Genomic DNA, 22377 nt, shown 5'->3' on the forward strand with positions numbered 1-22377 from the left:
ATCCGGTGACTTCCGTGGTGAACACGCCCTTCCTGCCCTCCCTCCCGCCGTCGGTGAGAGGCTCGTCACACAGGGTCGCCACGCCCGAGCCGCGGGGCCAACGCGGTGTGCGACCGGCGGGGGCCACCCGGGCGGGTGACGATCGCGGAGTGGGCCGGATCCGCATCTCACGTTCCGCTGGGCCGGGCCGTCTACGGGGAGTGAAAGTGAAACCGTTCGAGCAGATCGTTGACGAGTACGGCCCGATGGTGCTGCGGGTGTGCCGGGCCGTGCTCGGACCGGCTGACGCCGAGGACGCCTGGTCCGAGACGTTCCTGGCCGCGCTGCGCGCCTTCCCGGAGCTCACCGAGGACGCGAACGTGGAGGCCTGGCTGGTCACGATCGCCCACCGCAAGGCGGTCGACGCCACCCGGGCGACGGCACGCCGACCGGTGATGGTCGAGCGCGTGCCCGAGCGGCCCAGCACCACGGGCCGCCCGGAGGACTGGGACGGAGACCTGTGGGCGGCGCTGAGGGCGCTGCCCACCAAGCAGCGCATGGCGGTGGCCTACCACTACCTGGCCGGCCTGCCCTACGCCGAGATCGCCGCGATCCTCGGCGGCAGCACCGATGCCGCCCGCCGGGCCGCGGCGGACGGCATAAAGACCCTGCGCACGACGTACAGACATGCCACGAGTGTGGGAGGGGAAGCGTGATGATGACGATCCACGAGAACGACGACAGGCACCTGTTCGACGCGATCCCGGCGATCGACTTCGACGCCAGCAAGCGGCTGCACATTGAGCTGGTGAACGCGGCCCAGCGGGAAGGGCTGCTCGACGTCGCCTACCGCACGATAAACACCCCGGTCGGCGAGCTGCTGCTGGCCGCGACCGAACGCGGCCTGGTGCGGGTCGCCTTCGCCCGCCAGGGGCACGACGAGGTCCTGGAGTCGCTGGCCGCGACGATCAGCCCGCGCATCCTGCGGACACCGGACCGGTTGGAGAAGGTCGCCCGGCAGATCGAGCAGTACTTCTCCGGTCAGCGGCGCACCTTCGACCTGCCGCTGGACTGGCGCCTCTCGCGCGGGTTCCGGCTCAACGTGCTGTCGCACCTGCCCGACATCGCCTACGGCCGCACCGCCAGCTACGCCGAGGTCGCCGTGGCCGCAGGGAGCCCGAGAGCGGTGCGCGCGGTGGGTACCGCGTGCGCGACGAACCCGCTGCCGGTCGTGGTGCCGTGCCACCGCGTCGTGCGCTCGGACGGCACTTCGGGCGGATACGTCGGCGGCGTGGAGGCCAAAGCGATGCTGAACCTGGAGGCAGCATGAGCACGCCGAAGACGGACCGGTTCGCGAAGCGGGTCGCCAGCGCGGACTGGCGCGCGGTCGCGGAGGAGGTCAACGACTACGGCTGCGCGCTGCTGCCGCGGTTGCTGACCGCCGCCGAGTGCGAGCGGATTGCGACCTTGTGGGACGAGCCGGCGCATTTCCGCGCCACGATCAACCTTCGCCGCCACCGATTCGGCGACAACGGCGATTACCACTACTTCGCCGCACCGTTCCCAGAACCGGTGGAGAAGCTGCGGCAGGCCCTGTACCCACGCCTGCTGCCGATCGCTCGGGACTGGTACGAAAAGCTCAACCGGGAAGCGGAGTGGCCGGACACGCTCGACGAGTGGCTGGAGCGCTGCCACCGAGCCGGGCAGGCCCGCCCCACGCCCATCCTGCTGCGCTACGAAACGGGTGGATGGAACGCGTTGCACCGCGATCTGTACGGCGACAAGGTGTTCCCGCTGCAGGTCGTGATCAACCTCAACAGCCCGGGAACCGATCACACCGGAGGCGAGTTCATACTGGTGGAGCAGCGCCCCCGCGCCCAGTCCCGGGGCACCGCAACGCTGATCCCGCAGGGGCACGGCCTGGTGTTCACCACTCGCGACCGGCCGGTGCGCTCGGCGCGCGGCTGGTCCGCGTCCCCGGTGCGGCACGGAGTCTCGCCGGTGCGTTCCGGTCGGCGCCACACGCTGGGACTGGTCTTCCACGACGCGGCCTGATGATCTACACGCTGCTTGGGGCCGACGGGCGGCCGTACGAAAGCGCCGTGCCAGGCCGCCTCGGCGGCTACCGGCGCGGCAGGATCTACGGGCGGCTCGACTGCCCGTCCGCGTTGCGCGCGATCGCCGACGGAGGCTACGTGGCGCACCGGGTGTTCTTCGCGGACGAGCCCACCGCGCGTGCGGCCGGCTACCGGCCCTGCGCGGTGTGCCTGCCCGATCGGTACCGGGAGTGGAAGAACGGTTGAGGACTGCTTCGATGATGCGACGAACCCATTCGCCGCTGGCCCGTGAAACCAGGACGAAGACCGGAATTCTACCGCCGCGCAGCGAAATCGAGCTGGAGACTGTGGTCCAGTTGCTCGCCGAGCTGCGTCCGCGAACGGTTTCGATCGTGATCGGCTCATCCCGCGACGCCCAGTCACGGGACACCGCCGATGCCATCGCCCAGGCCTGGGCGCAGCGGGGCGGGCACGTGCTCGACGTCGTCGACTGGCCCGAGCGGGCCGCGTCGTGGCTGCGGCAGGCACGACGCTTCGCCGCGCAGGACCCGGACGCATGGGTGGTGACCGCACAGGTTTCCGGCTGGGTGCAGATGGGACGGCGCCTCGTGCACTCCACCAGCTGGAACCCGGCACGCACGATCAGCACCGCCGCCCTCGCCACCGAAGACCTGATCGCGCTCGGCGGCGTGGGAACCTTCGACGGGCTGCGCGGCGCAACCCGTGACGGCGGCACCTGGGAAGTGGTCCGCACCATCCTCCTGCACCGCACCGATTCGGCCCCTTGAGCATTCTCTGGTGGTATAACCCAAAAGCACGTGTGACCAGGTACCGGTCGCACACCACGAGAACCCGAGGAGAACGAGACATTGAGTCCCGCAGCGGCAGACACCACGACCGATGCCGGGGTCGTGATCGGCGAGGACGGGTTGGCGCGTCCGCCGTGGGCCGCCCGCGATCCCCTGCTGCGCGAGTACTACGACACCGAATGGGGAATGGCAGTGCGCGGCGAGCAGGCCCTTTTCGAGCGGATCAGCCTGGAAGGCTTCCAGGCCGGGCTCTCCTGGGCGACGATCCTGCGCAAGCGCCCCGCCTTCCGCGAAGCGTTCGACCACTTCGATCCGGATGCCGTCGCGGCCTACACCGAGGACGATGTCGCGCGCCTGCTCGACAACTCAGGAATCGTACGCAACAAAGCCAAGATACGAGCAGCCATCGGCAACGCCCGCGCGACCATCGAGCTGCGCGCCGACGACGGGCTGGAGGCATTCGTCTGGTCGTTCAAACCGGACACCACGCCACGCCCGCGGACGATCGCAGAGATCCCCACCACGTCACCTGAATCCGTGTCGTTATCAAAAGCACTGCGGCGCAAGGGATTCGCGTTCGTCGGCCCGACGACGATGTTCGCGCTCATGGAGGCGATCGGCATGGTCGACACGCACCTCGTCGACAGCCACCGTCGCGGCACATCCGGTATCTGGCCGCAATCGTGACCGGGCGGTGATGCCGCGGGAAGCGGCCTTGGATGCAGGCGTTGCAACCGTTGATCCGGCTGACGCGCAGCCCGATCAACTCCGGGTCCGCCGCGGCACGCCACCGACGTCCACGACGTTCGACAGGTGCTGGATGCCCTTCATGGCGTCCAGGAGCACCACGGCCGGGTCCTTCACCCCAAGTTGCCTGATCGCTGCCCTCCAGGAAGCGTCGGCGGCGTAGGCGTGTCACATCGGCCGAGTTCGGCGGGTCACTCCTACGACACGACGCAACGGAGGGATGTGGCCGATGGACGAGAGGGATTTTCTGGCGGGCCGATTCGAGGCCCACCGCGACCACCTACGGGCGGTGGCCTACCGGATGCTCGGCTCGCTGAGCGAGGCCGACGACGCGGTCCAGGAAGCCTGGCTCAGGCTCAGCCGCTCCGACACCGACGAGATCGAGAACCTTGGCGGCTGGCTGACCACGGTCGTCGGCCGGGTGTGCCTGAACATGCTCCGCGCGCGAACCGCCCGCCGCGAGGAGCCGCTGGACGTGCACGTACCCGACCCGGTCATCAGCAGCCCGGACAACTTCACCCCGGAGCACGAGGCGCTGATGGCCGACTCGGTCGGCCTCGCACTGCTGGTGGTACTCGAAACACTCACGCCCGCCGAACGGCTCGCTTTCGTGCTGCATGACATGTTCGCGGTGCCTTTCGACGAGATCGCCCCCATCGTCGGGCGCACCTCAACTGCGACCCGCCAACTCGCCAGCCGGGCCCGCCGGCGGGTGCAGAGCGCAGCGCCAGCCCCGGACGCAAATCTGGCCCAGCAGCGCGAAGTCGTAGACGCCTTCCTCGCGGCCGCGCGCACCGGGGATTTCAATGGTCTCCTCGCGGTCCTCGACCCAGACGTCGTGGTGCGCACCGACGGCGGCTCGCTGCGCCCGAGCACCACCCGGCGCGGCGCGAAGTTGGTGGCGGGGGGCGCGATCATCTTCTCGCAGATCGCCGAGCTGACCCGACCCGCGATCGTCAACGGCGCCCCCGGGGCGGTTGCGATCTCGGGAAGCCGACCGATCTCGCTCGCGGCGTTCACGGTCGCCCGCGGAAAGGTCGTGGCGCTCGACATCCTCACCGACCCGGACCGCCTCCACGACCTCGACCTGACGTTCCTCGACGACTGACTGGAACGAGCGCCAACGGCCCAACCTCCCCCACCCCGGACGGACTCCGAGCATGACCTTCCTTACCGGCTCCCGACGATTCATTAAGGATCGTCGACATCTACGGCTTCGTGATCGCGGGACTGCTGATCGGCGATGGGCGGGCACTCTCGGCGACCGGATCGGCCGCCGAAAGCTGCTGCTCGCCGGCGGGGCGGCCTTCGGCGCCGCGTCGCTGCTGGCCGCGTTCGCCACCAGCGCGGAGATGCTGATCGTGGCACGTGCGCTGCTCGGGATCACGGGGGCCGCGCTGCTGCCTCCGACGCTTTCGCTGATCAATAACATGTCTCTCGGGGCGCAGGCGACCCGGTGTTCATCGCCGGCGCTATCCAGTTCTTCGTCGTGCAGTACCTGCAACTAGTGCTGGGAATGTCGTCGTTGGTGGCCGGGTTGTGGACGGTTCCGGTGATGCTGGCCGTCATCCCCGGAACGCTCGGGGTCCCTGCGCTGACCCGCCGCACCAGGGCAAAGTGGATCATCATGACCGCTGGCGCTGGGGGTGGTGGCTCTGGTGGTCGTCGCCACGGCCGGTCCCCCCGGCCCCGGGCTCGCGGTCACTGGGTTCAGGTTGCTCAACCTCGCGATGAACCCGGCGAAGGTGCTGACCTACGACCTGATCATCAGCAGCGCCCCACCGGAGCGTGCGGGAACGGCTTCCGGTTCGGCCGAGACCGGCGACGAACTGGGCATAGCCGTCGGCGTGGCGATCGCGGGCAGCATCGGAGCTGCCGTCTACCGTGCCCAGCTGGCCGGGGACGCGATTCCTGCGGCGACTCCAACAGCGGTCGCCGAGACCGCCCGCGACACGCTGGCAAGCGCCGTTGCAGCGGCCGACGAACTGCCCGCCCACGGCGCCGCACAGCTGCTCGCGGTGGTGAAGGCGCCCCACGAACCACAGGAACACCACGGCGGCAACTGTCATGAGCAACGCCGCCAGCAACACGGTTGAGCGGTGCGCGGCAACGTAGAAGAAGGTCAGGACCGCCTCGTCGCTGGCCGGCGGCGTGGGATTGAGGAGCACGCTGACCAGTAACAACACGGCGGCGACCAGCCCCCTGACCGCACCCGCCCGCTCCCATGACCGCTCGTTCATCACAGCCCCCTCTGCATCCGCGGTGCGTAAAGCACCGCCCGGTACGCCCGGGTACACCAGAGTTCGGCAGCATCGAGGCGCTGCGGCCACCAGCGAACCTTGGTGGCCTGCTCGACTGTGGGCGCGACGGGTCGGGGTCAGCTCAGGCCGAAGCGGTCCGCCCAGGTAGCGACGTCCCCGGTCGTCGCATTTCCGCCGCAGACCACCAGGCCGAGCTTGGCCTCGGCCCCGACCTCCGCCAGCACGCGTCGGGCGGCCGGGAGGAGGCATCCCGCGGCCGGCTCGGCCCAGACCTTCGCGTGGTTGGCGAGATCGAGGGTCCCCTGCACCGCTTCGGCGTCGGGCACCACCAGGACATCGGTGACCAATGTGGACACGTGGTCGTAGGTCAGCTGCGAGACCGCCGGGGCACTGAGCGTGGACACCACCGACGACAGCTCCACCGGCACCGGACCGCCGGCTGCCAGCGCCTCGGACATGGCCTGCGCACCGCGGGTCTCCACTCCCCAGATCCGCACATCGGGGCGCCGCGCGCGCAGCGCCGCTGCGACGCCGGCGATCAGACCGCCGCCACCGATGCTCACCAGCACGTCGGTGACGTCATCCGCGTCGTCGGCGAACTCCAGGCCAACCGTGCCCTGACCTGCGATGACAACTGGATCGTCGAACGGGTGCACGAGGGTGAGCCCGCTGGCCTGCAACTCCGTCATCAGCGCGAACGCCGCAGCCATGTCGTCGGTGACTCGGACGAGGGCACCGGCCGCCTCAGCGACCTCGACGGCGCGCGCTGGCGCCGAGCGCGGCATGACGACGGTCGCCTTGATCTCCAATGCACCGGCCATGACCGCGAGGGCGATCCCGTGGTTTCCGCCGCTCACCGCGACGACCCCAGCCGCGCGTCCGGCTTCGCTCAGCGCGTTAAGCTTCGCCGTCGCTCCCCGCACCTTGAACGAGCCAGTGCGCTGCAGGAGCTCAAGCTTCGCAGTGACCGGCGCCCCGAGCAGCTCGGCGAGGCCCGGGCTTGGCACCGTCGGCGTCCGCACGACGTGTCCGGCGATGCTCTCGGCCGCTGCCTCGATGTCCCCGATGCCGACCAACCCGCTTGCCTCAGTAGCAGTCACATCTGCACGTTAGCTGACGGCTCCCACCGACTGCCGGAGGCTGCGCACTGCAACGAAATCGCTGGTTCCCCGGCAGGTCGGTGATTCACAGTCGCGCTATGGCAACCGACCCCAAGCACACGGTGGAGACGGGATACGACCGCATCTCGCATCGCTACGGGGAACGGATCAGACGCATTCACGACAATCCCCGGATCTACCTCCCCGAGGAGCACACGAATCGGTTTTCCTCGGCGGCCTCCGTGGTAAGTCTCGGCTGCGGCCCGGGCAAGCCATGCACGACCGTGCTGGCCGGGCACGACGACGTCCTCGGTGTCGACGCTTCCGCAGTACAACTGGAGCTGGCATGCAGGAACGTGCCGCGTGCACGGTTCGTGCAGGAAGACCTGACGCGACTTCGGTTCGCTCCGGCAGCCCGCGTGCACGCCGCGCAGCGGCCGTTCGACACGCTTTCCGGCGGGCAGCAGGCGAGTTCAAGATCCTGCTGCTGGAGCTGGAAGGCCTCAACCTGCTGCTCGACGAACCCACGGACAGCCTGGACCTGGTATCGGCCGACGCGCTGCAGTCCGGTTTGGACGAGTTCGAGGGCACTGTCATCGCGGTAACCCGTGACCGCTGGTTCGCGCGCTCGCTCGACCGGTTACTCGTCTTCGACGCGAACGGACTCGTCAGGGAATCACCAGACCCGGTCTGGAACTAGCAAGGGCTGTTCGGTCAAGTCGTACCGAAGGGTCCCCGCCGATGTCAGTCCGCAACGGCGGCGTCGCCGAGTTGCGCGCCGAACACGGCGGCGCACCCTGGAACTGGCCGGTACCCGCGAGTCGAGCCGGTGCCGGAAACCGCGCAGCAGATCCACATCGGGAAAGGTGATCGGACATGGCGAACGAACTGCGCGGCCGCCGAGTGGCCATCCTCGCCGCCGACGGTGTCGAGCAGGTCGAACTCGAACAGCCGCGCCAAGCCGTGGAGCAGGCCGGCGCCGAGGCCGAGCTGGTTTCGGTGCACGCCGGCCAGATCCAGGCGATGAACCACGACATCAACCCAGGCGACCGGTTCACCGTCGACCGGGAGATCTCCGACGCCTCGGCCGACGACTACGACGCGTTGATCCTGCCCGGCGGCACGATCAACCCGGACAACCTCCGGCGCGACGCACGCGCGGTGGAGTTCGTCCGGAGCTTCGTGAACTCGGGCAAGCCGGTCGGCGCGATCTGCCACGGGCCCTGGACGCTCGTGGAGGCCGACGTGGTGCGGGACCGCAAGCTGACGTCGTTCCACAGCATCCGCACCGACATCCGCAACGCGGGCGGCGAGGTCGTCGACGAGGAGGTCGTGGTCGACCACGGGCTGGTGACCAGTCGCAGCCCACGCGACCTGCCCTCGTTCAACAGCAAGATCGTCGAAACCTTCGCCCGGGGCGCCTGATCGCTGCCGTTGCGACGAACTGCGGCGCCCCTGGGTGCTTCTGGTGCGAAGCACCCGAGGGCGCCGGCAGGCGGATCAGTCGTGCACGATCACGCCGCGGATGTTCTTGCCGTCGCGCAGGTCCTGGTAGCCCTCGTTGACCTGTTCCAGCGTGTAGCGCGTCGTGATCAGCTCTTCGAGCTTGAGCATCCCGGCGTCGTAGAGGCGCAGCAGCCGCACGATGTCGTACTGCGGGTTGGACGAGCCGAACAGCGTGCCCTTGATGGTCTTCTCGTTCAGCGTCAGGTCCGCGCCGGAGACGTGCACCGTGAGCTTCGCCGGATCGGCGAGGCCGGTGATGACGACGGTGCCGCCCTTGCCGATCGCCGCGGTCGCCTTCGACACCACGGTCTCGTCGACCGTCCCGACCAGGATCAGCGCCGCATCCGCGCCCTGTCCCCAGGTCAGCTCGGTGACCTTCGCCTGGGCCTCGTCGGCATCCGCGAACGCGTGCGTGGCACCGAACTTCAACGCCGTTTCCCGCTTGAACTCCAGGGGGTCGACGACGACCACGTACTTGGCCCCCGCCTGCACCGCACCCTGCACGGCGTTGATGCCCAGCCCGCCGATGCCGTAGATGATCACGGTGTCACCGGCCCGGACGCTGCCGGCGTTGACTGCGGTGCCCCAACCGCTGGGCACCCCACAGCCGACCACCACCGCGATCTCCAGCGGCAGCCAATCGTCCACCTTGACCACCGAATGCTGCGAGATCGTCGCCCGTTCGGAGAAGGTGCCCAGCATGCACATGGCACCGAAGTCCTGGCCCTCGCCGTGGAAGCGGAACGTCCCGTCGGGCATGGACCCGGCCAGGATCGTCGCACCCATGTCACACAGGTTCTGCCGACCGGTCGAGCAGTAGCGGCAGGTGCCGCAGTTGGGGATGAAGCTGCACACCACGTGATCGCCGGGCTTGACCTTGGTGACGCCGGGCCCCACTTCCTCGATGATCCCGGCGCCCTCGTGCCCGCCGACGATCGGATACCGGGGCGGCAGGTCGCCGTCGGTGAGGTGCAGGTCCGAGTGGCACAGCCCGGCCGCGGTGTACTTGATCAGGACCTCGCCCGGTCCCGGGCCGTCCAGGTCCAGTTCGACGATCTCGAACGGCTTGCCCACTTCCCGCAGGACCGCTGCCTTGGTCTTCAAGTCCGAATTCCTCCGATCACAGCGCCACGTTGACTGCTTTGGTCTGGGTGTAGAGGTCGATCGCGTCCGGCCCCAACTCTCGCCCCCACCGGGACTGCTCGAAACCTCCGAAGGGAAGCGCGGTGTCGAAACCGTTGTACTTGTTGATCCAAACAGAACCCGCCTTGAGCCGCATGGCGACCCGGTGCGCCTTGGAGATGTCCCGGGTCCACACCCCCGCTGCCAGCTCGTACACGCTCTCGTTGGCGGAGGCGGCGACGCCCTGCGCGGCGTTGAACGGCAATGCGGCCACCACCGGTCCGAAGATCTCCTCGCGCACCACGCTGAACTGCGGCTGCACGTCCACCAGCACCGTCGGTTCCACCAAGAATCCGCTTTCACCACAGCGCTTGCCGCCGGTCAGCGCCCGCGCCCCGTCCGACAGGCCTTCCTCGACGTACGGTGACGCGTTCCGAACTGCTCCTGCGAGCCCAGCGGGCCGGGCTAGGTGGTGGGGTCCAGTCCCGGGCCGATCTTGACCTCGCTGGCCGCTTCGGCAACCGTGGCGGTGAACTCGTCGAAGATGTCGTCCTCGACGAACAACCGGGTGCCCGCGACGCAGCACTGCCCCTGGGTGAACAGCCAGGCGTTCATGGGGGCCGCAGGGCCGGTGCTGGACGAACTCGCCATTCGGCTGGAAGGCACCACCTTCTGCGTCGCGCTCGCCGACAGCACCTGCCGGATCGTGGACCGCCAGCGGGTCGGCGTCCTGACCGAGCGGGCAGCGGAGTTCGGGCAGCTGGAAGCGTCGCGATCGGCCGCCGACTTGCCGTTGTCGAGCGGCGTTCCGCGACTACGCCGGATGAGCGACGAAGATCCACGGCAGCACGGTGAACGTTTCGATGCCGTTCGTGCCCAGTGGTGAGTTCCACGCGTACACACTGCGGCGGGTGTCCCGGGACATTACCCCCATCCGGGCGTGACGGATTGCGCCGAAGGACTCTACTGTCTGCGACTACTGCTGAGCATCGCTTTTCGGGAGGCAAAGGTGGCGACCGAGCAGCTGTCCTACGACTCGGGTGTTTCCGAGGTTCCGTTGTTGGGGGAAACGATCGGTGCCAACCTCGATCGGGCGGTGGCGAAGTTCGGGGATCGGGACGCGCTGGTGGAGTGCGCCTCGGGGCGGCGGTGGACGTACCGGGAGTTCGGCGCGGCGGCGGACTCGCTGGCCGTGGGACTGCTGAATGCCGGGATCGGCAAGGGCGACCGGGTGGGGATCTGGTCGCCGAACCGGGCGGAGTGGACGCTGATCCAGTACGCCACGGCCAAGATCGGCGCGATCCTGGTCAACATCAACCCGGCGTACCGGGTGCACGAGCTGGAGTACGTGCTGAACCAGGCCGGGGTCCGGTTGCTGGTCTCCGCCCAGTCGTTCAAATCCTCCGACTACGCCGCAATGGTGGCGGAGATCCACCCGAGGTGCCCCGGCCTGGAGCAGACGGTCTTCTTCGACACCCCGGAGTGGACTGCTCTCACGGCCAGCCCGGCAGATCCGGTCCGGCTGGGCGGGATCGGGCTGTCCACCGACGACCCGATCAACATCCAGTACACCTCCGGCACCACCGGATTCCCCAAGGGCGCGACGCTGTCGCACCACAACATCCTCAACAACGGTTTCTTCGTTGGTGAGCTCTGCGGCTACACCGAGGACGACCGGATCTGCATCCCGGTGCCCTTCTACCACTGCTTCGGCATGGTCATGGGTAACCTCGCCGCCACCAGCCACGGCGCCGCCATGATCATCCCCGCCACGGGCTTCGACCCCGCCGCGTCGCTGGCGTCGGTCGCGGCGGAGCGGTGCACGTCGTTGTACGGGGTGCCGACGATGTTCATCGCCGAGCTCGACCACCCGGACTTCGACTCCTTCGACCTGTCGTCGCTGCGCACTGGGATCATGGCCGGCTCGCCCTGCCCGGTAGAGGTGATGAAGCAGGTCATCGACCGGATGGGCATGGCGGAGGTCTCGATCTGCTACGGCATGACCGAAACCTCGCCGGTGTCCATGCAGACCCGCGCCGACGACTCCCTGGAGCGCCGGGTTTCGACGGTCGGCCGGGTCGGGCCGCACCTGGAGGTCAAGATCATCGACCCGGCCACCGGACTGACCGTGCCGCGCGGCACGCCGGGCGAGTTCTGCACCCGCGGGTACTCGGTGATGCTCGGCTACTGGCAGCAAGCCGACACGACCGCGGAGGCCATCGACGCCGCCCGCTGGATGCACACCGGCGACCTTGCGGTGATGGACGCGGACGGCTACGTCAGCATCACCGGCCGGATCAAGGACATGGTGATCCGAGGTGGCGAGAACATCTACCCCCGCGAGATCGAGGAATTCCTCTACACCCACCCGGACATCCTCGACGCCCAGGTCATCGGAGTCCCCGACCAGCGCTACGGCGAGGAGCTGATGGCCTGGATCCGCATGCGCGAGGGCGCCAAGGCCCTGACCGTGGAGGCGCTGCGGGAGTTCTGCACCGGCAAGCTCGCGCACTACAAGATCCCCCGCTACGTCCACGTCGTGGACGAGTTCCCAATGACGGTGACTGGGAAGATCCGCAAGGTCGAAATGCGCCAGACCGCCGAAAAACTCCTCAACCTCGACGAGCAGCGATGAGCGAAGGGCAGGAGCCGGGGTCGTCAGTTCCGGCTGAGGCATGGCTTCTGGCTCGACTCCGTCGTCGTCCGTCGCCGGATTTTGCCGCGCACCCAGATCACGCGCTCGCCGATTTCGACGAGGCGGTCCAGCACCTCTACGGGCTGCGGCCCCGCAGCGATGTCTCCCCGGGAGCACTATGCGCTCGGCGGCCGCGACATCGGGCTCGGCCAGGACAGCGTCCAGAGCGGGCGGAACACTCTGGACGCGGAAAGCACTGCGACTGAGGCGACCATGAGCTATGCGGCATGGACGGTTCCAGCGGTAGCGGCTCGAAGCGCAGCGGCTCGTGGTGGTTGATCGGGAAACTGGTGGCATCGTGCCGGTCGCTCTCGCGTACGGGCAGGCCACGCCGCCATCGCCGACGCGACCGCCAGCTCTCCCGCGCCGCCTGGATCGCTGCTGGAATCCGGCAGGAGATGTCTCCACCTCGGGTGGGACGTTCCACCGCCGCGCGTAGGAACCGTTGTCCCAGCTGCCCTCGAGCGGAAGGCCCGCCGGCGACCGCCCTGTACTCGTGCGCAAGCGCAACGCCCTGCGCCACCCCGGCGGGCAGCGAGCGGCCCCACTCCCCCTCCTCCCCGAGGATGTCCAGCAACGCCTGGTAGCGGTCCTCCTTGGCGAACCTCTTGCGGAACGCAAAGCGGTCCTGGTGCATCTTGGCCGCCAGCTGGTCGACGACGAGTTCCTGCGCGCACCGCACGTTGGGCGAGTAGACGTTGCGCATGCTGCCGGTGTGGAATTCCAGCGGGATCTCGTTGAGCAGCTGCGTGGTGACGCCGAAGTTGTATGAGCTGCGTTGGGAGAGATCGTCGTCATCCCGGGTCCGGGTATGGCGACGATCACTTTAGGAACGAGGAGGCTGCGCAACTGTTCAGGAATTGACCACCTGGCAACTCGCGGAAGGCCTCGGATGGACGCCACTCAATAGATCCGCAACTGCGGAGTATTTCACCTACTCAAACCGCAGAAGCGGTATTTTTTCCGAAAATTTCACGCATCAGAGGAACTGCACTAGACCCGAACGGTCGATGTGCCTCGGCCGGGGCCCGCTCTACCGTGAGCGCATGGAGCCGTCTGGGCGCGGTATCGGGGAGCCCGTGATTCCGGCCCAGCGCATCGCGCCGGGTCCCGGGCAGGTGCTGATCACGGGCGACGTGGTCCGCGACCGGGTGCTCGATACGGCCGATCTCGACGCTCGCGCGCACATTCGGCAGGAGGTCCGCTACGTCACCCGGCGCCGCCGGGAACTGCACTCGGTGCAGGGAATTCCGCTGCACGAAGTGCTCACGGAAATGCCTCCGCAGCTCGACGGGCGGCACAAGATGGGGCAGCTCAACGTCATCGTGCTCGCGCTGTCCGAGGACGGTTTCCAGGTCGTGCTGTCACTGGCTGAGATCGATCCGGAATTCGGCGCCTGCGCGGCGCTGCTGGCCACTCGCTACAACGGGCGTGCCCTGACGCGGCCGACGCTGGTGATGCCCGGCGACGGTCGGGCGAGCCGGTACGTGCGGGGCTTGTGCCGGTTGAGGTTGCTGAACATCGCACCGGCCGAGCCGGTGATGTCGACCCGGTAGTTCATCCCGCCCTGTGGTCTGCTCGGCGAAAGCCACGCCCGGCAGCAGGTTCGCCGCCGCGATGACACCGCCTGCGGGCCAGGAAACCGCGTCTGCTCAGCAGATCCACCCTTGCCTTTCGTGCTCGAAGTGCCAGGACTCTAGCCAGGTGGACTGACCTGGACGGGCAGCTCGGATGAACCTGGTGCGGCGGGCGGAGAAACTCCGGCGAATCGAGTGGTGAGAGGAGACGTCACTCCTCGCGGCTGAGCGCACTCCAGCGCAACTTCTCCTGCTCGCGCTTCGGCAAACCTGCGACGACGAGGTCGTAGGAATCCTCGATCATGTCCAGCACGAGCTGATCGGGCACCGAACCGTCCACGACGACTGTGTTCCAGTGCCGCTTGTTGAGGTGGTAGCCGGGCGTGATGGCCGGGTGTTGCGCGCGCAGATGCACCGCCAGTTCCGGTTCGCACTTGAGGCTCACCTTCAGCGGATCACCGCCCAGCCTGCTGATCGCGAAGATCTTCCCGGAGACCTTGAAAACGCTGTTCGCCTCGTCGAAGGGGAACTCTTCGCGCGTCCCGGCCAGCGCGAGGCATGCGTTCTTGAGCTCCTGCGGGGTCATGGGTGCAGCGTAGTGGCCAACCCCGACACACCCTGCCCGGTTAGGGCCGACGAGAAATAATTTCGATCAACACTGAAGCGATAGTGACTATAAGCAATAACAGGCGCGGCTTGAACGCGGAACCCGCCGCAGGCGCGGCGGCGCTGCGGCGGGTTCCGGGGAGTTTGATCAGTAGCGGTAGTGGTCGGGCTTGTAGGGGCCGTCGACGTCGACACCGATGTAGGCGGCCTGCTCCTTGGAGAGCTTGGTCAGCTTCACACCCAGAGCGTCCAGATGCAGACGAGCCACCTTCTCATCCAGGTGCTTGGGCAGCACATACACCTGCTTGTCGTACTCACCCGGCTTGGTGAACAACTCGATCTGCGCGATCGTCTGGTTGGTGAAGGAGTTCGACATCACGAAACTGGGATGCCCCGTAGCATTGCCCAGGTTCAGCAACCGGCCCTCAGACAACACGATGATCGAATGCCCATCCGCGAACACGTACTCATGGACCTGCGGCTTGATCTCCTGCTTACGGACACCAGGCGTTTTCTCCAACCCCGCCATGTCGATCTCGTTGTCGAAATGACCGATGTTGCCCACGATCGCCTGGTGCTTCATCCGCGACATGTGCTCCGCGGTGATGATGTCGAAGTTCCCCGTCGTCGTGACGAAGATGTCAGCGATCTCCACGACATCATCCAGCGTGGTCACCTGATAACCGTCCATCACCGCCTGCAACGCGCAGATCGGGTCGATCTCGGTCACGATCACCCGCGCACCCTGACCCCGCAACGACTCCGCCGAACCCTTACCGACATCACCATAACCACACACCACCGCGACCTTGCCGCCAATGAGCACATCCGTGGCACGGTTGATGCCGTCAACCAGCGAGTGCCGGCACCCGTACTTGTTATCGAACTTCGACTTCGTCACCGAGTCGTTGACATTGATCGCCGGGAACAACAAATCCCCCGTCTTGGCCAGCTCATACAGCCGGTGCACACCGGTCGTGGTCTCCTCCGTCACACCCCTGACCTCACCCGCGATCCTCGTGAACCGCTTGCCATCCGCGGCAACGCTGGCGCGCAGCGTCTCCAGAATGACCCTGTACTCCTCCGGGTCATCCTCGCCAGCCTGCGGCACCACCCCAGCCGCCTCGAACTCCACACCCTTGTGCACCAACAACGTGGCGTCACCACCATCATCGAGGATCATATTCGGACCCTCACCACCACCGAACTGGAACAACTGGTCCGTGCACCACCAGTACTCCTCCAGCGACTCACCCTTCCACGCGAACACCGACACACCCGCAGGCGCCTCCGGCGTCCCATCCGCGCCCACCACAACCGCAGCGGCAGCCTCGTCCTGGGTCGAGAAGATGTTGCACGACACCCACCGGACCTCAGCACCCAACGCGACCAGCGTCTCGATCAACACCGCCGTCTGCACCGTCATATGCAACGAACCCGCAATCCGCGCACCCCTCAACGGCTGCGAAGACGCATACTCCCCACGCGTCGCCATCAAACCCGGCATCTCATGCTCAGCCAACCGGATCTGATGCCGCCCGGCCTCAGCCAACCCCAAATCCCGGACAGCGAACTCCAGGCCGTTGACCTTCTGCAACTCGACGCTCATAACTACCTTTCCCTTGCGGAACTATTCATTCGGGCACGACCGTCCAAAGTAGAACGCCCGGACCGTCCGGCAACACGTGTGCTCGGGCCTGTGCGCGTCAACCGCGGTGCCCAATCAGACGGATTCGAAGTGGCCCGGCTTCAAGCGGACATCGAATGTGAAGGACCGCTCCCGGGCCGGAATCTCAAGCCACTCATCAAAAAAGACACCTCCCGTAGGAGGCGCCCTTACCGTGATCCTTGAGCCGCTTGCTGAGCGTGGCGGACGAAACGTCCGTTGCAGCGCCTCTCAGCCCGCAGTTGCGCCGTGTTAGCGCATCGTGTTAGTCAAACCCGGCGTGACCACATTTTGGAACCGCCCCAGGTGTTTGTCAACACGGCTCCAGCCCACCCCAGCACATGCGCGAAAGCGCACGTCAATCCGAGTTCGACCACGAGCCACCGAACAGTACCAGGCCACACCGGCCGCATCGCCCACGGTCGCGCCCACCAACCCCACCACTCCCCCGCGCCACCCTCGACTCGAGCATCTGCGAGCAAGCCACGGCCAGTCGGGCGAACATCGGGCTGATCTCGAACACCACTCGCCTACGCGCTGGAACACGGGTGGAACGTGATTCTCGACGGCATCCTCAGCTCCAAGCGCTACACCGGCATGCGCGATGAACTCCGCCGGGATCACCTCGGGACGACCCACTTCTACTACTTCGACATCTCCTGGGACGAAACCGTCCGACGACACCGTACCCGCGGGCGGCCGGCCTGCTTCTCCGGGCAGGCGTTCGAGCCGTAAGCCAGCACAGTCGATGCCGTCGAGATGCACCTACGAGAAGTCCGGGCGGGCGCCAGGATAGGGAGTCTCGGGGTAGTCGACGTCGGCGAATCGCGTTCGCGTCGGGGCTTCGTCTTGCTGTTCGGCGAAGCACATGCCGCTACAGCATTTCAAGAGCGCATGAGTGCCGTGCCCCTCCGTCGAAATGCTCCGCAGGCGGCGACGTGAATTCGCCCTTCGCGCCGATCTCCGCGCGATCCGTTCACGCCGAGACCGATGCTCCCAATTCCTGCGCGGCATTGCGCCAGTCGTCGGAGCAAGGGCCGTCGCGCTAGTCCGTCAGGGCTATGTGCTGCGCAAACTTGTCAACGGCGAACGAGTTCGCGACCATACTGCCCGCGTGAGCGAACTAACAGCCGAGCAGATCGCCCAACATGCTTACGATGCCGGCTTCCGCGGCAAGGCCCTGACCACGTCGGTGGCGGTTGCTCTCGCGGAGTCCAGCGGGAACCCCCGCTCCCACAACCCCACCCCGCCAGACGACTCCTACGGTCTGTGGCAGGTCAACATGCTCGGGGACATGGGCCCGGAGCGGCGCAAGCAGTTCGGGCTCGACTCGAACAAGGACCTGTTCAATCCGGACGAGAACGCCAAAGCCGCCTACGCGATCTCCAACCAGGGCAAGTCCTTCGACCCCTGGTCGACCTACACCAACGGGGCCTACAAGAAGCACCTCGACGAAGCCGAGGCTGCGGCCAAGGCGGTCACCGGGAACGGTGGCAAGACCAAGGCGCCGGAGGGCTCCCCTGGTGACGGTGGTGGGGGCAAGCCCGGCGGCGATGGGTTCAAGGTGGCCCCGGACCAACTCCTCGCCTACACCAAGGAAGCCGACGACATCGCCGGACAGCTGGCAAACACCGGCGCGAAGACCGTGCACTCCGTGACCGGCATCGCCAATGACAGCTTCGGCGCGGTCGGCCAGGAGACCGGCTTCTCCGCCGCCCTGGGCGATTTCAGCAAGAGCCTGGAAAAGCAGGTCAACGCGACTGGAGCGAACGCGCGCAAGCTGGGCGCCGCGACGACAGACGCCGCGAAGGCCTACCGGGACACCGACGAGGAATCCGCCAGGGAGCTCAAGAAACTCCTGACTTGATCCGAGGAGTCCGAAGTGGATGTTGATGACATCGCATCGAGATTCGCCAGCGAATTGTTCACTCACCAAGGAAAGCTCGAAGGCAAGGTGGGCGAGGTGCAGCGCGCGCAGGCCGCCCTGGAGTCGGCGGCCAACGCCATCCAGCACCAGCGCGAGGCGCATCAGAAGGCAGCCGACAAGCTGCTGAGCAACTGGGAGAGCGAGGCCACGGATGGTTTCCAGAAGAAGGCGACGAAGTTCGACCAGGACCTCACCGCGACCGCAGACGCCAGCGCTAAGGGCGCCAAGATCGTCGCGGAGGTCACCAAGGCCCTGGACGGCCGGCATAGCGCGGTCGGGTCGCTCGTCGAGGACTTCATCACCAAGGCAGGACAGGTCATCCAGGCCGGGGTGGCCGTCGCCGGTGTCGCGGCACCGGCGGGACTGATGCGGGCGGTCGCCGAGGTCGCCGACCTCGCGGGCGGGTACATCAAGCAGTCCGGCGGCGAGCTCAAGGATGCCCGCGACGAGATGGCAGAGGCGGCGCGGAAACTGCGCGCGCTGCTGGAGGAGGTGGACTCCGACGGCGTCGCCGATCCCGAGAAGCAGCTGCGCAAGCCGGGCGAAGACGGTGCTGAGGGCGGCGAGGACGGTCCCGGCAAAGGCAAGGGGTCCAGCAAAGCCGACGAGATCCTGCACAACGCCGGCAAGCACATCGGCTACCACGAGGGCCCGAACAACCAGAACAAGTGGGGCCCGAGCGGGCAGCCCTGGTGCGCCTACTTCGCCACCTCGATGTGGCGGGAGGCCGGCGTGGACATCCCGAAGTACGGCTATACCGGGGACGTTTACAAATGGGGCGAACAGCACGGCACCGCATATGGCCAGCACGACCTGCTCAAGAACGCGCAGCCGGGTGACGCGCTGCTGTTCGGCACCGGCCCCGGTCATGGCCAGAGCGAGCACATCGGGCTCATCGAGAAGGTCGAGGGCAACAAGATCACCACCATCGAAGGCAACTCCGGCGATCAGGTAGCCCGTCGCACTTACACGCTGCCCAAGGACGCCGACCGGTTCTACGGAGGGGTGCATCCGAAGTGATGATCATCGGACGTGCGCAGCGCAACGGGGTTTCGGTCGAGGTTGTCCCCGGTGGCGCGCTGCAGTCCCTGGAACTGGCCCCCGAGGCGCTGGAGTTCGGGGCCGCACGGCTCGCGCGCACGATCGTGGCGCTGGTCCGGGCTGCGGCGGCGAAGGCGAACCGGGCGGCCGGGGAAGCCATCCGCGCGGAGTCCGGCGAGCTGCACCCGGACGTCCTGGCCGTGTTGGGGCTCCCCCAGGACGACGCGGACGCCGGCACCGACGACACAGCCGCAGCAGGCTCCTGGAGGCGTTGATGGACGAACGCAGCATCGACGAACTGATCGAGATCGCCGAGGGGATGCCCCGGACGAACGGGCTCGCCGCGGGCTTGGACGCCGTTCGCGGAACCGCGCGCGGTGAAGGCGTTTCGGTGGCGGTGGACTTGCAGGGGCTGCTGGTCGGACTCGAACTCGACGACCGGGCGCTCGCGCTGGGCCCCGCGGGGCTGGCCGCGGAGATCTCCCGGCTGAGCAACGAAGCCGGCACGGACTCCCTGCGGCAGGGCATGCTCGCGATCCAGGCCGGGTGCGGTGCGGAAGTCGCGGCCGCGGTTGGCGACTACTTGATCAGCATCGAAGGCGAAGCCGAGCAACCCGCGCCGGAACCGCCCTCGCGACCTGTCACCTGGGACGACGAGGACGTCCACTGGGGCAGCACGAAGAAGGAAAGCTGGTGACCGCTCCCCCGGTGACCCGACCGCAGGCCGGTCCGGTCACCGGGGACACGCCGCGGCGGGGTGCCCCACGATCCGGCTGACGGGGATGCCGCTCCACTGCGGACTTCGACCTCAGCGCGGGATGTACGTGTGCTTGAACTCGTTGAGGTCGGTCCACCCGGTCAGCAGGTCCACCACGCGCTCGACCGCCTTGATCGACGCCGCCGGGTCCGCGCCCTGCGGCGCGCGGTTGTTCAGCAGCCGGACGAACACGGCCTGGTCGTCGGCGATGAAGGTCGGCACGCCCCAAACGTTGTGCGAGGCCACGAACTCCTCGTGCTCGCAGCGCACCTTCTCCAGCGCGGCACCGTCGTCGATGCGGGCGAACACCGTGTCGGCGGGAACCCCGTGGTCGGCGAGAACGCGTTCGATGGCCGAGCGGTCCTCCAGGTGCAGTCCGCCGTCGTGCCTCGCTTCGAACAGGGCCCGGTGCACCGCGGGGAACCGGTCCGGGAACTCGTCCCGGACCACCACCCCGGCTTGCAGGGCGACAATTCCGCTGTCCTGCTCCGGCTTCTCCCAGACGCTGGGCTGGCCTTCTTCGACGTGTGCCTGGCCCAGGGAGAACGGCAGGTACCGGACCTGCCAGTCGGCTCCGGCTGCCTGGCCTGTGAGCAGGTGCTCGTGTGCGTTGCGGGCGAACGGGCAGCGGTAGTCCCAGGTGACGGCGAATGAAGTGGTCACCTTCGGGTCAACATCCTTGTCCTGCTTGGTTGTTCCCCACGACCGGAGGAACGGGGTCAAGCATGGCAGTACGAGTCCGAGGATGCGTCGCCGCCCTGGAGGCGCACCTGGTGGACCCGCCGCCCGCGGAATTCGTCGCCGCGCGGGAAGAAGCGCTCGTCCACCGACAGGCCACCGCCGGCGTCCGGATCGGTGTCGATCTTGGCGAACCACGCTCCGACGCCGTCGGGGTAGAACTGGTCGTCCCACGATCCGTACAGCGAGTTCGTCAGGTAGATGCGCCGGCCGTCGCGGCTGACTTCCACCATCTGCACCCCGCCCGCCAGCGGCTCGTCCGGCGCGGCCGGGTGCGGAACGCGCCCGGTGATCCCGCCGAGGCGGACCGACCCGGTCTCGCGGGGGTGCGCCGGATCGCTGACGTCGTACTGCTTCAGCTCGCCGGTGCCCCAGCAAGAGACGTAGAGGAACCGGTCGTCGACGGACAGGTTGATGTCGGTGACCAGCGGTGGCACCGCGCCGAAGGGCTTCAGCACGGGCGGGAGCTCGTCGGCGGGGGCGGGCTCGGCGGGGATGCTGATCACCTTCTCCGCCTGCCAGTCGCCGCCTTCCCGGTGCCAGCGCCAGACCGACGCGGACAGGTCCTCGGTGCTGATGACCACGCCAGCGAAGCCCCAGGTGGCTCCGGGATCGTGCGACGGCCGCAGCTCCAGCACCATCTGGTGCTGCGCGCCGAGGTCGACCCGCTGGAGGTGGCGCCCCTCGGCCAGGTCCCAGAAATGCAGGGCGTGGCCGTACTCGTTGTTCAGCAGCAGTTCCGGGACGACTCCGTCGTCGATCATCGAGGGTGTGCCCCACTCGCTGGTGATCAGGGTGTTCTGGTTGAGGTGCCACCAGGCGTCATAGGCCAGGTGCTGCGGTCCCCGGTCGGTTTCCCACGCACGCACGACGTCGAACGTGTCGTGGTCGAGCACCGCGATCCCGCCGGGCCCGTCGGCTCCGTCGGCGCCGCCGAGGCAGGACAGGTAGATCCCGTCCGGGCCGCAGTGCAGCGTGTGCGGCCGGGAGTAGCCGGCCTTGGCCGCGAGTTCGCTGGCCGCCACGGTCCGCACCAGCCTCGGCTGGCTCGGATCTGGGTGGGTGTCGTAGATGTGGATGTTCGACGACCGCAGTCCGGGAAGCAGCAGGTAGCGGCGCTGCAGGCCGTCGGTGTGGTGGCCGGCGTGGGCGAACGCGCTGCTGCACGCGTTCCAACCGAAGTGGTGCAGTTCGTCGCCCCGGGTCGGCAGGTCTGCCCAGCCGACCACCTTGCCGTAGGTCGCCGATTCCGGGTCGGTGTCCACGACGGTGAGCGCGTCCGGCTGCGCACCGGTCCGGTCGAACGCGACGACGTAGGCCAGTCGTTCGGCGGGCGCGGCGATGGCTTCGCCCGGGCTGCGGTAGAAGGTTGGATCGAGCTCGTGTTCGGCTGGAGAACTCATCTCGTCCTCTCGACAGAGCGGCTTCGTTACTCAGCGTATCGGACGCGCAGCGGAACGTTGAGGCTTTCCGCATCGTAAGAATCGGCACTCGGGCGGCTCAAGCGGGCTGGTAGGTCAGGCAGTCCACGATGTCCTGCTCGTAGCCGACGGAGATGCCGGGTGCCTGGCATTCGAGGTGGTCGTTGTACCGGCAGTCGGACATCTTGCACGCGCCCACGTGGCCGACCACGTCAGGCACGCCGCCTTCGACCGGAGCGGTGCAGAACGTGTCGCACTGCGCGCGGAGCGGATGGCCGATGGTGATGGCGAGGGCGTGGCAGTTCTGGCCGTGGTTGAACGCGCAGTTTCCGGCGGTGCACTTGTTCACCAGAGGCATCTCCATGACT

Annotated in this window: 27 protein-coding genes and 3 pseudogenes; 20 read left to right on the plus strand and 10 right to left on the minus strand. The window is 67.6% G+C overall.

Annotated features, from left to right (window positions below; translation table 11 throughout):
• The first annotated feature begins 200 nt into the window (after positions 1-200).
• The 9 genes and pseudogenes from SSPN_RS0107195 to SSPN_RS0107240 all read left to right on the plus strand — a co-directional run bounded on the left by SSPN_RS0107195 (position 201) and on the right by SSPN_RS0107240 (position 5688).
• A complete protein-coding gene (locus SSPN_RS0107195; protein ID WP_083821618.1) occupies positions 201-695 on the plus strand; it encodes a sigma-70 family RNA polymerase sigma factor in 495 nt (164 codons plus the stop codon).
• A complete protein-coding gene (locus tag SSPN_RS0107200; protein ID WP_010693203.1) occupies positions 695-1309 on the plus strand; it encodes a methylated-DNA--[protein]-cysteine S-methyltransferase in 615 nt (204 codons plus the stop codon). The genes SSPN_RS0107195 and SSPN_RS0107200 overlap by 1 nt, the downstream gene beginning before the upstream one ends.
• Complete coding sequence (locus tag SSPN_RS0107205; protein ID WP_010693204.1) at positions 1306-2034, plus strand: 2OG-Fe(II) oxygenase; 729 nt, start codon at positions 1306-1308, stop codon at positions 2032-2034. The genes SSPN_RS0107200 and SSPN_RS0107205 overlap by 4 nt, the downstream gene beginning before the upstream one ends.
• Positions 2034-2282, plus strand: a complete 249-nt coding sequence (locus tag SSPN_RS0107210) for an Ada metal-binding domain-containing protein (RefSeq protein ID WP_010693205.1) — start codon at positions 2034-2036, stop codon at positions 2280-2282. Before SSPN_RS0107205 ends, SSPN_RS0107210 begins: the two co-directional genes overlap by 1 nt.
• Positions 2283-2293: 11 nt before the next feature.
• A complete protein-coding gene (locus tag SSPN_RS0107215) occupies positions 2294-2824 on the plus strand; it encodes a type 1 periplasmic-binding domain-containing protein (RefSeq protein ID WP_010693206.1) in 531 nt (176 codons plus the stop codon).
• Positions 2825-2905: 81 nt separating this feature from the next.
• The gene (locus tag SSPN_RS0107220) at positions 2906-3532 is read left to right on the plus strand and encodes a DNA-3-methyladenine glycosylase I (RefSeq protein WP_010693207.1); all 627 of its coding nucleotides are present in this window, start codon (positions 2906-2908) and stop codon (positions 3530-3532) included.
• Between the two features lie 289 nt (positions 3533-3821).
• Complete coding sequence (locus tag SSPN_RS0107230; RefSeq protein WP_029535059.1) at positions 3822-4700, plus strand: sigma-70 family RNA polymerase sigma factor; 879 nt, start codon at positions 3822-3824, stop codon at positions 4698-4700.
• Positions 4701-4783: 83 nt separating this feature from the next.
• A pseudogene (locus SSPN_RS0107235) lies at positions 4784-5025 on the plus strand (MFS transporter); the annotation flags it as partial.
• A gap of 225 nt (positions 5026-5250) precedes the next feature.
• Positions 5251-5688 (plus strand): MFS transporter, encoded by a 438-nt coding sequence (locus tag SSPN_RS0107240; protein ID WP_143539630.1) that lies wholly within the window; start codon positions 5251-5253, stop codon positions 5686-5688.
• 281 nt (positions 5689-5969) lie between these two features.
• On the opposite strand, the gene SSPN_RS0107245 is transcribed toward SSPN_RS0107240, so the two are convergent.
• The gene (locus SSPN_RS0107245) at positions 5970-6953 is read right to left on the minus strand and encodes a threonine/serine dehydratase family protein (protein WP_202798799.1); all 984 of its coding nucleotides are present in this window, start codon (positions 6951-6953) and stop codon (positions 5970-5972) included.
• Positions 6954-7051: 98 nt separating this feature from the next.
• On the opposite strand from SSPN_RS0107245, the pseudogene SSPN_RS62485 reads away from it, so the two are divergent.
• The 3 genes and pseudogenes from SSPN_RS62485 to SSPN_RS0107255 all read left to right on the plus strand — a co-directional run.
• Positions 7052-7303: pseudogene (locus SSPN_RS62485) on the plus strand (class I SAM-dependent methyltransferase); the annotation flags it as partial.
• 78 nt (positions 7304-7381) lie between these two features.
• Positions 7382-7653, plus strand: a pseudogene (locus SSPN_RS58255) (ABC transporter ATP-binding protein); the annotation flags it as partial.
• Positions 7654-7829: 176 nt separating this feature from the next.
• Positions 7830-8378 (plus strand): type 1 glutamine amidotransferase domain-containing protein, encoded by a 549-nt coding sequence (locus SSPN_RS0107255; RefSeq protein ID WP_010693219.1) that lies wholly within the window; start codon positions 7830-7832, stop codon positions 8376-8378.
• Positions 8379-8453: 75 nt separating this feature from the next.
• On the opposite strand, the gene SSPN_RS0107260 is transcribed toward SSPN_RS0107255, so the two are convergent.
• From SSPN_RS0107260 to SSPN_RS59415, 3 genes are read right to left on the minus strand one after another with little or no spacing between them, the layout of a single operon-like run.
• Complete coding sequence (locus SSPN_RS0107260) at positions 8454-9563, minus strand: NDMA-dependent alcohol dehydrogenase (protein WP_010693221.1); 1110 nt, start codon at positions 9561-9563, stop codon at positions 8454-8456.
• Positions 9564-9579: 16 nt separating this feature from the next.
• Positions 9580-9987, minus strand: a complete 408-nt coding sequence (locus tag SSPN_RS59410; protein WP_237710612.1) for an aldehyde dehydrogenase family protein — start codon at positions 9985-9987, stop codon at positions 9580-9582.
• A gap of 59 nt (positions 9988-10046) precedes the next feature.
• A complete protein-coding gene (locus tag SSPN_RS59415; RefSeq protein WP_237710475.1) occupies positions 10047-10196 on the minus strand; it encodes an aldehyde dehydrogenase family protein in 150 nt (49 codons plus the stop codon).
• Here SSPN_RS59415 and SSPN_RS58260 point away from each other — a divergent pair.
• The gene (locus SSPN_RS58260; protein ID WP_010693223.1) at positions 10195-10467 is read left to right on the plus strand and encodes a hypothetical protein; all 273 of its coding nucleotides are present in this window, start codon (positions 10195-10197) and stop codon (positions 10465-10467) included. The genes SSPN_RS59415 and SSPN_RS58260 overlap by 2 nt on opposite strands.
• A gap of 123 nt (positions 10468-10590) precedes the next feature.
• The gene (locus SSPN_RS0107280; RefSeq protein WP_010693225.1) at positions 10591-12216 is read left to right on the plus strand and encodes an AMP-binding protein; all 1626 of its coding nucleotides are present in this window, start codon (positions 10591-10593) and stop codon (positions 12214-12216) included.
• 136 nt (positions 12217-12352) lie between these two features.
• On the opposite strand, the gene SSPN_RS57555 is transcribed toward SSPN_RS0107280, so the two are convergent.
• Positions 12353-12982 carry a hypothetical protein gene (locus SSPN_RS57555; protein WP_187764600.1) on the minus strand — a complete coding sequence of 210 codons (630 nt, stop codon included), beginning with the start codon at positions 12980-12982 and terminating at the stop codon, positions 12353-12355.
• Positions 12983-13322: 340 nt separating this feature from the next.
• On the opposite strand from SSPN_RS57555, the gene SSPN_RS0107295 reads away from it, so the two are divergent.
• Positions 13323-13832, plus strand: a complete 510-nt coding sequence (locus tag SSPN_RS0107295) for a molybdopterin-binding protein (protein WP_237710476.1) — start codon at positions 13323-13325, stop codon at positions 13830-13832.
• Positions 13833-14064: 232 nt separating this feature from the next.
• Here SSPN_RS0107295 and SSPN_RS0107300 read toward each other — a convergent pair whose 3' ends face one another.
• Positions 14065-14439, minus strand: a complete 375-nt coding sequence (locus SSPN_RS0107300; RefSeq protein WP_010693232.1) for an MmcQ/YjbR family DNA-binding protein — start codon at positions 14437-14439, stop codon at positions 14065-14067.
• A gap of 168 nt (positions 14440-14607) precedes the next feature.
• Entirely contained in the window at positions 14608-16068 is a 1461-nt protein-coding gene (gene ahcY, locus SSPN_RS0107305; RefSeq protein ID WP_010311525.1) for an adenosylhomocysteinase, read from the minus strand.
• Between the two features lie 612 nt (positions 16069-16680).
• Between ahcY and SSPN_RS42810 the strand changes: the two genes are divergently transcribed.
• From SSPN_RS42810 to SSPN_RS42820, 5 genes are all read left to right on the plus strand, one after another.
• Complete coding sequence (locus tag SSPN_RS42810) at positions 16681-16860, plus strand: P-loop NTPase family protein (RefSeq protein WP_010693235.1); 180 nt, start codon at positions 16681-16683, stop codon at positions 16858-16860.
• 379 nt (positions 16861-17239) lie between these two features.
• Entirely contained in the window at positions 17240-17992 is a 753-nt protein-coding gene (locus SSPN_RS0107315; RefSeq protein WP_010693237.1) for a transglycosylase SLT domain-containing protein, read from the plus strand.
• Between the two features lie 15 nt (positions 17993-18007).
• Entirely contained in the window at positions 18008-19072 is a 1065-nt protein-coding gene (locus SSPN_RS0107320) for a CHAP domain-containing protein (RefSeq protein WP_010693239.1), read from the plus strand.
• Entirely contained in the window at positions 19072-19368 is a 297-nt protein-coding gene (locus SSPN_RS42815) for a hypothetical protein (protein WP_044573557.1), read from the plus strand. Before SSPN_RS0107320 ends, SSPN_RS42815 begins: the two co-directional genes overlap by 1 nt.
• Positions 19368-19790, plus strand: a complete 423-nt coding sequence (locus SSPN_RS42820; protein WP_010693243.1) for a hypothetical protein — start codon at positions 19368-19370, stop codon at positions 19788-19790. The genes SSPN_RS42815 and SSPN_RS42820 overlap by 1 nt, the downstream gene beginning before the upstream one ends.
• Before the next feature lie 111 nt (positions 19791-19901).
• On the opposite strand, the gene SSPN_RS0107335 is transcribed toward SSPN_RS42820, so the two are convergent.
• The 3 genes from SSPN_RS0107335 to SSPN_RS0107345 all read right to left on the minus strand — a co-directional run bounded on the left by SSPN_RS0107335 (position 19902) and on the right by SSPN_RS0107345 (position 22373).
• A complete protein-coding gene (locus SSPN_RS0107335) occupies positions 19902-20513 on the minus strand; it encodes a DsbA family oxidoreductase (protein ID WP_010693245.1) in 612 nt (203 codons plus the stop codon).
• Between the two features lie 56 nt (positions 20514-20569).
• Complete coding sequence (locus SSPN_RS0107340) at positions 20570-21991, minus strand: selenium-binding protein SBP56-related protein (protein ID WP_010693247.1); 1422 nt, start codon at positions 21989-21991, stop codon at positions 20570-20572.
• A 97-nt stretch (positions 21992-22088) separates the two neighbouring features.
• Entirely contained in the window at positions 22089-22373 is a 285-nt protein-coding gene (locus SSPN_RS0107345; protein WP_010693249.1) for a DUF1540 domain-containing protein, read from the minus strand.
• Positions 22374-22377: the final 4 nt, after the last annotated feature.

It is taken from the genome of Saccharopolyspora spinosa NRRL 18395 (assembly GCF_000194155.1).
GTDB lineage: Bacteria > Actinomycetota > Actinomycetes > Mycobacteriales > Pseudonocardiaceae > Saccharopolyspora > Saccharopolyspora spinosa.

Bases quoted from the DNA above. Each gene is read 5' to 3' on its own strand.
- SSPN_RS42815 (WP_044573557.1), top strand. From the start codon at position 19,072: ATGATCATCGGACGTGCGCAGCGCAACGGGGTTTCGGTCGAGGTTGTC.
- SSPN_RS0107295 (WP_237710476.1), top strand. From the start codon at position 13,323: ATGGAGCCGTCTGGGCGCGGTATCGGGGAGCCCGTGATTCCGGCCCAG.
- SSPN_RS0107255 (WP_010693219.1), top strand. From the start codon at position 7,830: ATGGCGAACGAACTGCGCGGCCGCCGAGTGGCCATCCTCGCCGCCGAC.
- ahcY (WP_010311525.1), bottom strand. From the start codon at position 16,068: ATGAGCGTCGAGTTGCAGAAGGTCAACGGCCTGGAGTTCGCTGTCCGG.
- SSPN_RS0107205 (WP_010693204.1), top strand. From the start codon at position 1,306: ATGAGCACGCCGAAGACGGACCGGTTCGCGAAGCGGGTCGCCAGCGCG.
- SSPN_RS0107300 (WP_010693232.1), bottom strand. From the start codon at position 14,439: ATGACCCCGCAGGAGCTCAAGAACGCATGCCTCGCGCTGGCCGGGACG.
- SSPN_RS59415 (WP_237710475.1), bottom strand. From the start codon at position 10,196: ATGAACGCCTGGCTGTTCACCCAGGGGCAGTGCTGCGTCGCGGGCACC.
- SSPN_RS0107345 (WP_010693249.1), bottom strand. From the start codon at position 22,373: ATGGAGATGCCTCTGGTGAACAAGTGCACCGCCGGAAACTGCGCGTTC.
- SSPN_RS57555 (WP_187764600.1), bottom strand. From the start codon at position 12,982: ATGCGCAACGTCTACTCGCCCAACGTGCGGTGCGCGCAGGAACTCGTC.
- SSPN_RS0107340 (WP_010693247.1), bottom strand. From the start codon at position 21,991: ATGAGTTCTCCAGCCGAACACGAGCTCGATCCAACCTTCTACCGCAGC.
- SSPN_RS0107215 (WP_010693206.1), top strand. From the start codon at position 2,294: ATGATGCGACGAACCCATTCGCCGCTGGCCCGTGAAACCAGGACGAAG.
- SSPN_RS0107230 (WP_029535059.1), top strand. From the start codon at position 3,822: ATGGACGAGAGGGATTTTCTGGCGGGCCGATTCGAGGCCCACCGCGAC.
- SSPN_RS58260 (WP_010693223.1), top strand. From the start codon at position 10,195: ATGGGGGCCGCAGGGCCGGTGCTGGACGAACTCGCCATTCGGCTGGAA.
- SSPN_RS42820 (WP_010693243.1), top strand. From the start codon at position 19,368: ATGGACGAACGCAGCATCGACGAACTGATCGAGATCGCCGAGGGGATG.
- SSPN_RS0107210 (WP_010693205.1), top strand. From the start codon at position 2,034: ATGATCTACACGCTGCTTGGGGCCGACGGGCGGCCGTACGAAAGCGCC.
- SSPN_RS0107200 (WP_010693203.1), top strand. From the start codon at position 695: ATGATGACGATCCACGAGAACGACGACAGGCACCTGTTCGACGCGATC.